This is a genomic window from Micromonospora deserti (assembly GCF_003236335.1).
In the GTDB taxonomy this organism is placed as follows: domain Bacteria; phylum Actinomycetota; class Actinomycetes; order Mycobacteriales; family Micromonosporaceae; genus Micromonospora; species Micromonospora deserti.
In genome coordinates this window covers 1-11,114 of sequence record NZ_POUB01000202.1, presented here as the reverse complement: position 1 = coordinate 11,114, position 11,114 = coordinate 1, and the positions used below count along the sequence as shown (strand labels likewise).

Sequence of the window (11,114 nt, the reverse complement as noted above, 5' to 3'; positions counted from 1 at the left end):
CCCCCGAACCCCCGTCAGGAGTCCCCGATGCATCGACGCCGATGCCGCTCGGCGATCCTCGCCCTCGGCGTGATCGCGAGCCTGCTCGTCCCGACCACCGTGACGGCGCCCCCGGCCGCCGCGGCACCGGCCGACGCCCGGAAAGTGATCGTCCAGCTGTTCGAGTGGAACTGGACCTCTGTGGCCAACGAGTGCCAGACCACGCTGGGCCCGAAGGGCTACGGCTTCGTCCAGGTCTCCCCGCCCCAGGAGCACGTCCGCGGCTCCCAGTGGTGGCTGGCCTACCAGCCGGTCAGCTACCGGATCGAGTCCCGCAAGGGCACCCGCGCCCAGTTCAAGTCCATGGTCGACACATGCCACGCGGCCGGCGTGAAGGTGCTCGCCGACGCGGTCATCAATCACATGTCCGGGCAGGACAGCGGCGGCACCGGCTGGGCCGGCTCGCCGTACGGGCACTACGACTACCCGGGCATCTACCAGACGCAGGACTTCCACCACTGCGGCCGCAACGGGGGCGACGACATCGCCAACTACGGCGACCGATGGGAGGTGCAGAACTGCGAGCTGGTCAACCTCGCCGACCTGAAGACCGAGTCGGACTACGTGCGCGGCCGGATCGCCGCGTACCTCAACGACCTGCTCTCGCTCGGCGTCGACGGCTTCCGGCTGGATGCCAGCAAGCACATGCCGGCGGCCGACATCGCCGCGATCAAGAGCCGGCTGTCCCGCCCGGCGTACCTCGTCCAGGAGGTCATTTACGGCGCCGGCGAGCCGATCCAGCCGACCGAGTACACCGGCAACGGCGACGTGCACGAGTTCCGCTACGGCAAGGACCTGGCCCGGGTGTTCCGCTCGGAGCGGCTGGCGTACCTGCGCAACTTCGGTGAGGGCTGGGGGCACCTGCCCAGCGGCTCGGCCTCGGTCTTCGTCGACAACCACGACACCCAGCGGGACGTCGGCGGGGTGCTGACCTACCGCGACCGGGGCATCTACGCACTGGCCAACGCGTTCATGCTGGCCTGGCCGTACGGCTCGCCGACGGTGATGTCCAGCTACACCTTCAGCCAGCGCGACCAGGGCCCACCCTCGGACGGCTCGGGCCGGACGCTCGACGTCACCTGCTACTCCGGCTGGGAGTGCGAGCACCGTTGGCCGGTGATCGCCAACATGGTCGGCTTCCGCAACGCCACCGAGGGCGCCGGGGTGGCCAACTGGTATGACAACGGCAACAACCACATCGCCTTCAGCCGCACCGGCAAGGGCTACCTCACCGTCAACGACGAGGACCACGCGATCACCGGCCGCTTCTACTACACCGGGCTGCCGGCCGGCCGCTACTGCGACGTCATCCACGGCACGTACGGCAACGGCACGTGCAGCGGGCCGGTGATCACGGTGGACGGTAATGGCTGGTTCGCCGCCGACATCCCCGCCCATGACGCGGTCGCCATCCACGCCGGTGCCCGCCTGAGCTGACCCGCCCATCCTGGCGGCCCCCGCCCGGCGGATTTCCGCCGGGCGGGGACTGCGGCCCGTTAGAGTGGTTTGGTGCCGTTTGACCGATTGATCTCCCGCCGCTGGCTCGCCGCCGTCGGCGTACCCGTGCTCCTGGCCGCCGCCGGGGTCACCGGCTGGGCACTGACCCCCGACCCGACACCGGCTCCGGTCAACCAGGCCGACCAGGCCGCGGTGGCGCCGTCCGAGCTGCCGGAGCCGACCACCGCGGCCCCGACGCCGGAGGAGGCCGTGCCGGTCGCCGCGCCCGCGCCGGACCACCTGCCGGTGGTCGACTACGACGCGGCGCCCGCCGGCTTCCCGGCCGACCCGGACCCGATGGACACCACACCGCTGACGGAGGGCCTGCACCCGACCCGCCGGATCGCCGCCTACACCGCGCCCGGCGGCAAGCCAGTGGCCTTCCTCGAACCGACCATCCGCGGGGTCGAGCTGACCATGCCGATCGCCCAGCGCCGCGCCGGCTGGACCGCGGTGCTGCTCCCCTCGGCCAACCGCAGGCTGGCCTGGCTGCCGCCCGGCGGCTTCACCACCGTCCCGCTGCGCGACCAGATCGTGGTGGAACGCCGGGCGCACCGGCTCACCTGGTACCGCGCCGGCCGTGCGGTGCGCTCGTGGGAGGTCAGCCTCGGGCAGCGGGGCCAGGAGACCCCGCTGGGACGCACGTTCATCCTCGGCCGCACCCCGCCGCCCGAGTCGGTGTACGGCGGCGTGGACATCTTCGCCCTCGGCGCCGTGCCGGACGACCCCGACTCCGTCCCGGCCGGCCTGCGCGGCGCGCACATCGGCCTGCACAGCTGGTACCACGACGGCGAGCTGGGCGAGAACACCACCAACGGCTGCATCCGGCTCACCCGCAGCGGCCAGCGGGAGCTGCTGGCCAAGGTGCGTACCGGCACCGAGGTGGTGGTGGTCGACGAGCTGCCCGCCCCACCCCCGACCGCCTGACGGTTTCCGCCCACGGGACGGTTACCGGCGGCGTCCACGCCGGTTGCGCAGAAGGCACCGCTCCTCCGCTCACCCACGCCTCGGCCGGCGGGAGCACTCGCCGTCGTGGTCGGGCCAGATCAGGCACCGCCGACCACCGGGCATGAGCCGGTCGCAGAAGACCCAATGGCGTACGTTCTGGTCGTCCTCCGCCGACACGGTGGTTCCGGCGGGGTCGGTCTGCGGCAGGACGTGCGTCCAGTGCGCCACCACCCGGGCGAGACGCTGAGCGGAGAGCAGGTCGCCGGCGACCACGGGCAAATGGATAACCCAGCCCGGAGACACCATGGGCGCCCCGGCTTACGGCCGCCTCCCCGCATGGCACGCGGGCAGGCGGCCGCCGGCTCAGCGCTCGCCGGAACGGAGGGTGATCAGCGCCCGGCGGAGCCGGATCAACACCCGACCGGGCGGGATCAGAGTTCCGCCACCCAGTACCGGGTGACGTCCATCCAGCCGTTGCCGGCCGCGCCGTACTTCCGGCCGGTGCTGGTGGTGGCCAGGGTGTACCAGGCGTCCACGAAGTCCGGGTCGTCGGTGTACCAGGAGGTCGGGATGGCGTCCAGGATCGCGTTGACCAGCGGGGCGTACGCGCCACCGTCCACGATCACCAGCAGCGCGTTGGCGATCGCCTTGACCAGTGCCGAGTAGTTGGTGTCTCCGTCGTCCTCCATCATGACCACGTCGGCCAGGTTGTACTTGTACGACGAGAAGTGCACCAGAATCTGGTTCGGGTAGTACGTGGTGCCGTCGTGGTCCAGGTACGGCATCTGCACCAGGTCGACCTTGACCTTGCCGTCCAGCCCGAACCCGGCCACGATGTTGTAGATCTCGGCGCCGCCCTTGATCCAGGGCTCCTGGTCGTCGCCGAGTCGGATGGCGTCGACCTTGGTGGCCCAGTAACCGGCTACGGCGGTCATCTCAGCGGTGGAGGCACCGGACGCGGGCCGCACCGAAGCCGCCTGGCCGATGCCCCGCTCCCCCAGTTCCTCGCGCATCATCGTCAGGCCGGCGGAGAGCGCCCGCTCGGTGTCCACCTCGACCAGCAGCACCGGCCGCCGCGGCACCCTGGCGGCGTCCAGCACCAGCGTGCCGCCGGAGCGGTCGTACGCGGTCACGCTCGTCGCCGAGTCGTCGGTCGGGGCGGCGGCGACCAGTGGCGCCTCGCCGCGGGCCAGTGCGGCGCGCATGTCCGGGTGGGCCAGCCGCAGCCGCAGCAGCGAGCCCGTGCCGCCTGGCAGACCCTTGGCGGCCAGCAGGCGCTGGTTGGCCGAGCGCAGGTCGCCGCCGAGCCGGCCGTTCACATCGACGGTGAGCAGATCGACCGGGCCGTTCGCTGCGGAGGTGCTCAGCCGGTGCATGGCGGACCGGTCGGCGAAGGCGCGCGCCACCCGGCGGGCCACGCCGTCGATGGTGGTGAACACCGGGCTGGCGGCGACGGTCACCGGTGCCGGTGCGGCGTGGTCGGGTCGGGCGTACGCCGGGGTGGCGACCGCTGCGGCCAGGGTGGTGGCCGCGATGCCCAGCGACACGGCGGCGCGGCGGAAGGTACGTGGGTTCACGTGGGCTCCTCTGCGTGTCCCGGCCACCGGCTTGTGGCGGTGATCGAAACCTTGATAGCGATAGGAGATTGATATATGTGCATGGGAGGAACGTCAATGGCTCGGCCGTGAACGCAGCGCAAATGATCAAGCCAGACGCAACAACCGGCCCGTACCAGACAAAACGCCGCCGCACCTCATCCACCCACGGCCACGCCGGGGCGTTCGACACGCCGAAACGGTCAGCCGGCCCAACCCGCGACCTTCGCCGCTGGCATGGGACCACTCTTCCGGGGTATGACCGACACATGAGGGCGAGTTTCCGGCTTGGCCGGATTGCGGGCGTACCTGTCGGGGTCAACTGGAGTGTCCTGGTCATCTTCGTGTTGATCGCCTGGCTGCTGTCGGCCAACCAGTTCCCCCGCACCTACCCGGGCCAGCCGGTGGTCGCGTACGTCCTGGCCGGGCTCGCCGCCGCGGTGGTCTTCTTCCTCGGGCTGCTCGCCCACGAGATCTCCCACGCGGTGGTCGCCAAGCGCAACGGGCTACAGGTCAACGGCATCACCCTCTGGCTGCTCGGCGGGGTGGCCGAGCTGCGCGGCGAGGCGAAGGACCCGGGCGCGGAGCTGCGCATCGCCGGGGTCGGCCCGCTGGTGAGCCTGCTGATCGGGTTCTTCTTCGGCGGCATCGCGATGCTGCTCGCCCTGGCCGGGGCCGACGGGCTGCTGCTCGGCGCGCTGGCCTGGCTGGCCGGCATCAACCTGCTGCTGGCGGTCTTCAACGTGCTGCCGGCCGCCCCGCTGGACGGCGGGCGGCTGCTGCGCGCGGCGGTGTGGAAGGCGACCGGCGACCGGACGAAGGCATCCGTGGTGGCGGCCCGGGCCGGCTGGGTGCTCGGCGCGCTGCTGATCCTGCTCGGGCTCTGGCAGTTCCTGGCCGGCGCCGGCTTCGGCGGGCTCTGGCTCGCCCTGATCGGCTGGTTCCTGATCGGCGCGGCCGGCATGGAGGAGCGGCAGGCGCGGACGGGCAGCGCGCTGCGCGGCGTCCGGGTCGCCGACGTGATGACACCGCAGCCGCAGACCGCCTCCGGGCAGATGACGGTGGCCGACTTCGTCGACCACTACCTCTTCGCGTACCGGCACTCGGCGCTGCCGCTGACCGAGGAGGGCCGGCCGGTCGGGCTGGTCACCCTCGACCGGGTTCGGGGCGTCCCGGCCGACCGACGGGCCGGCACCACCCTCGGCGAGGTGGCCTGCCGAGCCGACGAGCTGGTGCTCGCCACACCCGAGGAGCCGCTGAACGACCTGCTCCCCCGGCTCAGCGAGTGCGCCGACGGCCGGGCGCTGGTGGTGACCGAGGGCCGGCTGGTCGGCATCGTCTCGCCCAGCGACATCAGCCGTGCCGTGCAGCGCAGCAGCCTGCGCGAGCAGATGACCGGGGGCCGGCCGGCCGGCTGAGCGGCCCGGTCAGCGGGGGAAGTACCGGTCCAGCAGCTCGGTGCGGAACGTGCCGGCCGGGTCGAATCGGCGCAGCAGGGCACCGAAGTCCGCGTACCGGGGCCAGGCCGCGGCGAGCCGCGCCGGTTCGATGCCGAAGACCTTGCCCCAGTGCGGTCGCGGCGCGTACGACGCCAGCCGCTCCTCCACCGCCGCCACCACCGGCAACACCGCCGCGGCGTCGGCGATCCAGGTGAAGTGGATGGCCAGGCTGTCCCGCCCGTGGTTCGGGCTGAGCCAGAGCCCGTCCGCCGCCACCGCCCGCAGCTCGCAGACCTGCAGCACCGGCGCGATCCGGTGGGCCACCGGGTCCAGCGCGGCCAGCGCCTCGGCCGCCGCCGCCCGGGGCACGTGGTACTCCGACTGCAACTCCGCGCCGCTGCTCGGGGTGAACCCGAGCCGGAAGTGCGGCAGCCGTTCGTGCCAGGGGCCGGGCACGCCGAGCTGCGGCGTGCAGTTCTCCGCCGGCATCCCGGGCACCGGGTGGCGCGGCCCGTCGGCCGGCGTCGTGCCGAGCCAGTCCGCCGGCGGCGGGGCGTCCTCGGCGCGCTGTTTGACCCACACCTCCCGCAGCCGCGGCCCCCGCCAGTCGGTGAAGACGCTGACGCTGTACGCGCCCGCGAACGCCGCGTCCAGCGCCTCCCGGGGCAGGCCCAGCCGTACCGACTGGCACAGGTCGAAGGCGGGCACCACGTCGAGGGTGATCCGGGTGACCACGCCGAGCGCGCCGAGCCCGACCACCATGCCGGCGAAGGTGTCCCCGTCGCGCGCCCGGTCCACGGCCAGCAGGTCGCCGTCGGCGGTGACCAGTTCCAGCCCGGCGACGGCGCTGGCCAGGTTGCCGACCGTCTCCCCCGAGCCGTGGGTGCCGGTGGCGACCGCCCCGCCGACCGAGATGTGCGGCAGGGAGGCGAGGTTGGCCAGGGCGTAGCCCCGGGCGTGCAGCCAGGCAGCGAGGTCCCCGTACCGCATGGCGGCCGGCACGGTGACTGTCCGCCGGTCGGGGTCGAGCGTGACGGCCGCCGGCAGCCCGGCCAGCGAGACCAGATCGCCGGTGGTGTCGCCGAACCGGTTGAAGGAGTGCCCGGTGCCGACCGCGCGGATCCGGTCGCTGCCGGCGACCAGCCGGCGCAGCTCGTCCAGCGACGAGGGGCGGTGGTACCGGCGTGCGGCGTAGCGGACGTTGCCCGCCCAGTTGCGCCGTGGCACGGCCGGGGTGTCCGCGGCGCTCGTCGCGGCCCCGCTGTCCGTCGCGGTCACGCCGTCGCCTCCGGCTCCCGGCCGCACAGCCCGAGCACATCGACGAAGCGGTCCCCGGCGTACTCGGCGAGGGCGGTGGCCACCGCCGTGGGGCGCTCCCGGACGCGGGCCAGGTCGAGCAGCTCCACCGCTGCCCGGCCGTCCACCGGGTGACGTTCGGTGGCCGGCAGGTCGAGCAGCGCTCCCGGCACGGGCACCAGCAGCAGGCGCGGCGCCGACGGGGCCGGGGGCTGGTCGAGCGCGAGCGCGTCGACCTCCTCCCACCGGATCAGCCGGCGCAGGCCCGGACGCCGGACGGTCAAGCCCTCGGCGCCGATGGCGAAGCGGAACGGGCGCAGCAGCCCGACCAGCACGACACCCCCGAGCAGCACGGCGCCGAGCCCGGTCAGCTTGGGCAGCACCGCCCCGTGGCGGGCCAGCGCCAGCACCACCGCCCCGCCCAGTACGCAGGCCAGGGGCAGCACCAGTGCTCCCCGGTCCCGGTGCAGCTCCACGTCGTACCCCCGTTCGCCGGCCGCGTCGTCGGAGTGCATCATCCGACAGGCGGCCGCTGGCGAGCACCGGTCGATCGGACACGGTTACCACGGCCGCCGTCGGGGAACCCTACGCCGATGAGCACCTACCGCGAGCCCGCCCCCCGGGGCGACGTCGTCCCGCCGGCGGCGGAGACCGACCCGACCGGCACCGGGATCGCCCCGGCGAGCGGCCCGCCCGGGGCGTACCCCGGCACCACGCCGGGCCCCCGCCCGACGCCGGCGCCGCCGCCCGCGCCGACGCCGGTGCCGCACCCCGGGCCGCCGCCCCGGCTGGCCGGCGCAGCCGCCGCCGGCCCGCCGAGGCCGCGCGGGCGCCCTCACACCTGCGGCATCACCTCGGCCGCGACCAACTCCAGGTGATCCAGGTCGGCCAGGTCGTGCACCTGCAGGTAGATCCGCTGGCTGCCGATCGCGGCGTACCGGCCGATCTTGTCGACGATCTCGGCGGGGGTGCCGGCCAGCCCGTTGGCGCGCAGCTCGTCCGGCTCCCGGCCGATCACCGCGGCCCGGCGGGCCACCTCGGCGTCGTCGCGCCCGCAGCAGAGCACCAGCGCGTTGGACCAGCACAGCCGCTCCGGGTCCCGCCCCACCTCGGCGCAGGCCGCGCGGACCCGCCCGAACTGGGCCACGGAGTCCTCCAGTGAGGCGAACGGCAGGTTGAACTCGTCGGCGTACCGGGCGGCGAGCCGCGGGGTGCGCTTCGCGCCCATGCCGCCGAGCAGGATCGGCGGGCGCGGATCCTGCACCGGCTTCGGCAGCGCCGGCGACTCGCTGACCTGGTAGTACGTCCCGGCGAAGTCGAACGTCTTGCCCGGCGGCGTCTCCCACAGCCCGGTGATGACCGCGAGCTGCTCCGCCAGCCGGTCGAACCGCTCGCCCAGCGACGGGAACGGGATCCCGTACGCGCTGTGCTCCTCGGCGTACCAGCCGGTGCCGATGCCCAGCTCGACCCGGCCGCCGCTCATCTGGTCGACCTGCGCCACGGTGATCGCCAGCGGGCCGGGCAGCCGGAAGGTGGCGGCGGTCATCAGCGTGCCGAGCCGGATCCGCCGGGTGTCCCGGGCCAGGCCGGCGAGGGTGGTCCACGCGTCGGTCGGGCCGGGTTCGCCGCTCACCGCGCCCATCTTCAGGTAGTGGTCGGAGCGGAAGAACCCGCCGAAGCCGGTCTCCTCCGCGCGGTGGGCCACGGCGAGCAGCTCGTCGTAGCTGGCGCCCTGCTGGGGTTCGGTGAAGATCCGCAGTTCCATGACTTGAGCATATGGATCCCGGCTGGACGCGCGGGAAGCGTCACGACGGCCAGCAGCCGTGCCGGACCAGGACCGCGCCCGCCCGGGGGCCGCGGGCCGGCGCCGGGCCGACCGGGGCCCGGCGCCGGCGCCGGTCAGACGTACGGCCGGGTGGCGTACGCGGCCCGCAGCGCGGCCAGTCCGCTGCTCTTCGGTGACAGGGTGCCCCAGCCGGAGTTGAAGTAGTTCGTGCGGACGATCCGGGGACCCCGCTCGGCGTTGAGCGTGGCGATGGCCGCCGGCACGGTGCCGATCCACCGCGCCTGGTCGGGGATCTCCGCCACCCGCACCCCCCACTCGGCGATGATCACCGGTCGGGAGAGCGCGACCGGCCCGAGGTCGGCGACCGCCCAGTCCTTTGTGCGACGGAACCGGGCCAGCGCGGTGTGCGTCGGGCTGGTGGCGTAGACGTTCCACTGGAGGTAGTTCAGCTTCGCCATCAGCGTCTCGGGGTGGGTGCGCTGGAAGCAGGCCCGGTCGAACCCGCCGACGCCGACGGAGAAGGTGGTGCCGGCCGGCAACGGCCGCGCCCTGAACCAGTTCACGATGTACGTCATCGCCTGCACCGCCCGGGCGTCGGACTCCGCCCAGGTGTACGCCTTGCCCGCCTCGGTGGTGCCGAACTCGTGGTCGGTGTCCAGTTCGGAGGCGAGCTGGATGTTCACCCCGAAGCCGAGCGTCCGGTACTGCGACAGCGCCCGGGCGAGCAGCCCGTCGCACTGCCCGGCGAGGACCTGGCCGTAGCCGTACGCCCTGGGCCAGGTCGTCCCGGGCCGCTGCTGGATGGTCATCGCGGGCGCCGGGACGGTGTAGCTGGTGCCGTCCACGGTGAAGCTCTGCGGTCCGAAGGTGGGCGCGCCGTAGTGCTTCAGCTCCAGCACCATGTTCATCTGCACGCCGGCTTTGCCGAGCTCGACCAGCCAGGGCCGCTGGTAGCCGGGGAAGACGTAGCCGTCGGCGAAGCTGCGGTACTGGGTCAGCGAGCGGAAGTTCCCGCCCGCCATGTCGGCGGTCGGGTCGGCGTTGCCGGAGAGGTAGTAGCCGCCCAGCACCGGCGGGGCGACGGTGTAGCTGACGCTGGTGGTGGCGGTGCGCCCGCCGGAGTCGCGCACCGTGACGGTGACCCGGGGCATCACGCCACCGCCTGGTAGACGGCCACCGAGCCGTTGTCCGACGCCCTGGTCCAGGTGCGGCCGGAGTCGTCGGTGACGGCGAGGGTGAGCGGGTCGATGACGGCGGTGACGCGGACCGGCGCGCTGCTGTTGCCCTGCGCGTCGGTCACCACGATCGTGACGGTCACCGGTCTGGTGTCGGCGTCGCCGTACCTCACGGCCAGGGTCATCGGGTCCCCCGCCTGATAGGTCGACGCGTTCAGGGATGCGGTCGCGGTGGGAGCGGCCATATCGACCCCTCCTCTCCTGCTCGGTGCCGGGCCGCTCGGCTCGCGACCGGGGGCGGTCCGGCGAGGCTGTCTTCGGTGCCGCCACCACCGGCGGGCAGGCGGCGGCCCGTTCCGGGGTACGCCGAGCCGACCCGCCCGTGGTCGGGTTCGGTGTGACGGTCGGCTCCTGCCGTGCCGGTCGGGCCCATCGGCCCGGTCGCTGCGGTGCGCCGGCGTGGCCCGGTGATCCCGGTCGGGCTGCCGCGCGCCGCCGCGTCGGCGCGGTCGGCGTTATGTGCCAGGTGTGGTGACGTCGGTGTCGGCGGGTGGACGCCGTCCCGGGCGCCCGGGACGGTGTCGACCGGGCGCGGCCTCGATCTGCGCGGGCGGGCCGGCGGTGCGCTACGCCGGGACCGCCGCGACGGCGGGGCCGGGCTCGGTGCTGGCGGCGCCAGCGGGGACGGTGCTGTCCCCACCGGGCCCGAGGAATGGAATGTGGCCCGCCATCCGCACGCCTCTCACCTGCTACAACAGTGCGTCGGAGAGGCGGCCGGCGTCTTGTCCGGAATCCGATGCCCGTCCTGTCGTGCAGGTGATTGCGTGGATCGCCACGATATGCGCGGCGGAGGGTCCGGCGCGAGTTGACCGGTGCGGTGCCGGGGTCAACCCGGCAGGCCGGCGTGGGCCAGCTCCCACCGCTGGCCGGGACCGCCGTCGCAGACCGCGAGCCGGGGTCGCCAACCCTGCCCGCCGCCGGGCGCCGCCGGGTTCTCCAGACACCCGCCACTGACCTGGTGGACGAGGTTGCCGTCGGACCGGTGGAGCCACCGCTGGGCGGCGGTGCCGTCACAGTCCCACAGCTCGATCCCGGCGCCGTCCGCGGGGTCGCCCCCTACCGGACGCGCACACCTGCCCGACACGCGCATCGTCCCGTCGATCGCGAACGTCCACCGCTGCGCGTCGGTGTCCCCGCACCGCCACAACCGGACCGGGTTGCCGGTGCCGGCGCCGCCCGCGACGGCGGCCAGGCAGAACAGACCCTGGTTGACGTGCCCGGTGACGGCACTCGTCGGCGCCGCCGACACCGGGCACGTCAACCAGGGTCTGTTCTGCCT

General features: G+C 73.8%; 12 protein-coding genes. 4 read left to right on the top strand and 8 right to left on the bottom strand.

Features of this window, described 5'->3' with window-relative positions:
• The first annotated feature begins 27 nt into the window (after positions 1-27).
• Together C1I99_RS23255 and C1I99_RS23250 are read left to right on the top strand one after the other, a co-directional pair.
• On the top strand, positions 28-1,476 hold the full coding sequence (locus C1I99_RS23255) for an alpha-amylase (protein ID WP_111136334.1): 1,449 nt from the start codon (positions 28-30) through the stop codon (positions 1,474-1,476).
• A 72-nt stretch (positions 1,477-1,548) separates the two neighbouring features.
• Positions 1,549-2,463, top strand: coding sequence for a L,D-transpeptidase (locus tag C1I99_RS23250; RefSeq protein ID WP_111136333.1), 915 nt, complete (start codon positions 1,549-1,551; stop codon positions 2,461-2,463).
• Positions 2,464-2,532: 69 nt separating this feature from the next.
• Here the strand turns inward: C1I99_RS23250 and C1I99_RS23245 are convergent, their stop codons facing one another.
• Both C1I99_RS23245 and C1I99_RS23240 read right to left on the bottom strand, forming a co-directional pair.
• Positions 2,533-2,790: a hypothetical protein gene (locus tag C1I99_RS23245; RefSeq protein ID WP_438941438.1), complete on the bottom strand. Its 258-nt coding sequence runs from the start codon at positions 2,788-2,790 to the stop codon at positions 2,533-2,535.
• A 125-nt stretch (positions 2,791-2,915) separates the two neighbouring features.
• On the bottom strand, positions 2,916-4,061 hold the full coding sequence (locus C1I99_RS23240) for a DUF3103 family protein (RefSeq protein WP_111136332.1): 1,146 nt from the start codon (positions 4,059-4,061) through the stop codon (positions 2,916-2,918).
• Positions 4,062-4,348: 287 nt separating this feature from the next.
• Here C1I99_RS23240 and C1I99_RS23235 point away from each other — a divergent pair, with 287 nt between their 5' ends.
• Positions 4,349-5,497 carry a site-2 protease family protein gene (locus C1I99_RS23235; protein ID WP_111136331.1) on the top strand — a complete coding sequence of 383 codons (1,149 nt, stop codon included), beginning with the start codon at positions 4,349-4,351 and terminating at the stop codon, positions 5,495-5,497.
• A gap of 9 nt (positions 5,498-5,506) precedes the next feature.
• Here C1I99_RS23235 and C1I99_RS23230 read toward each other — a convergent pair whose 3' ends face one another.
• Complete coding sequence (locus C1I99_RS23230) at positions 5,507-6,745, bottom strand: FAD-binding protein (protein WP_111136335.1); 1,239 nt, start codon at positions 6,743-6,745, stop codon at positions 5,507-5,509.
• Between the two features lie 47 nt (positions 6,746-6,792).
• Positions 6,793-7,329 carry a hypothetical protein gene (locus C1I99_RS32875; protein ID WP_158554100.1) on the bottom strand — a complete coding sequence of 179 codons (537 nt, stop codon included), beginning with the start codon at positions 7,327-7,329 and terminating at the stop codon, positions 6,793-6,795.
• Positions 7,330-7,407: 78 nt separating this feature from the next.
• On the opposite strand from C1I99_RS32875, the gene C1I99_RS23220 reads away from it, so the two are divergent.
• Positions 7,408-7,692 (top strand): hypothetical protein, encoded by a 285-nt coding sequence (locus C1I99_RS23220; protein ID WP_199562360.1) that lies wholly within the window; start codon positions 7,408-7,410, stop codon positions 7,690-7,692.
• On the opposite strand, the gene C1I99_RS23215 is transcribed toward C1I99_RS23220, so the two are convergent.
• The 4 genes from C1I99_RS23215 to C1I99_RS23200 form a co-directional block, all read right to left on the bottom strand.
• Positions 7,650-8,579, bottom strand: a complete 930-nt coding sequence (locus tag C1I99_RS23215; RefSeq protein ID WP_111136329.1) for an LLM class F420-dependent oxidoreductase — start codon at positions 8,577-8,579, stop codon at positions 7,650-7,652. The genes C1I99_RS23220 and C1I99_RS23215 overlap by 43 nt on opposite strands.
• 134 nt (positions 8,580-8,713) lie before the next feature.
• Complete coding sequence (locus C1I99_RS23210; protein WP_111136328.1) at positions 8,714-9,751, bottom strand: hypothetical protein; 1,038 nt, start codon at positions 9,749-9,751, stop codon at positions 8,714-8,716.
• Positions 9,751-10,020 (bottom strand): hypothetical protein, encoded by a 270-nt coding sequence (locus tag C1I99_RS23205; protein ID WP_111136327.1) that lies wholly within the window; start codon positions 10,018-10,020, stop codon positions 9,751-9,753. The genes C1I99_RS23210 and C1I99_RS23205 overlap by 1 nt, the downstream gene beginning before the upstream one ends.
• 641 nt (positions 10,021-10,661) lie before the next feature.
• Positions 10,662-11,114, bottom strand: a 453-nt coding sequence (locus tag C1I99_RS23200) for a ricin-type beta-trefoil lectin domain protein (protein ID WP_233512664.1), incomplete at its 5' end; no start/stop codon positions are given.

Coding starts and splice junctions, on each gene's coding strand:
- C1I99_RS23255 (WP_111136334.1), top strand. CDS start 28: ATGCATCGACGCCGATGCCGCTCGGCGATCCTCGCCCTCGGCGTGATC.
- C1I99_RS23245 (WP_438941438.1), bottom strand. CDS start 2,790: ATGGTGTCTCCGGGCTGGGTTATCCATTTGCCCGTGGTCGCCGGCGAC.
- C1I99_RS23235 (WP_111136331.1), top strand. CDS start 4,349: ATGAGGGCGAGTTTCCGGCTTGGCCGGATTGCGGGCGTACCTGTCGGG.
- C1I99_RS32875 (WP_158554100.1), bottom strand. CDS start 7,329: ATGCACTCCGACGACGCGGCCGGCGAACGGGGGTACGACGTGGAGCTG.
- C1I99_RS23220 (WP_199562360.1), top strand. CDS start 7,408: ATGAGCACCTACCGCGAGCCCGCCCCCCGGGGCGACGTCGTCCCGCCG.
- C1I99_RS23215 (WP_111136329.1), bottom strand. CDS start 8,579: ATGGAACTGCGGATCTTCACCGAACCCCAGCAGGGCGCCAGCTACGAC.
- C1I99_RS23210 (WP_111136328.1), bottom strand. CDS start 9,751: ATGCCCCGGGTCACCGTCACGGTGCGCGACTCCGGCGGGCGCACCGCC.
- C1I99_RS23205 (WP_111136327.1), bottom strand. CDS start 10,020: ATGGCCGCTCCCACCGCGACCGCATCCCTGAACGCGTCGACCTATCAG.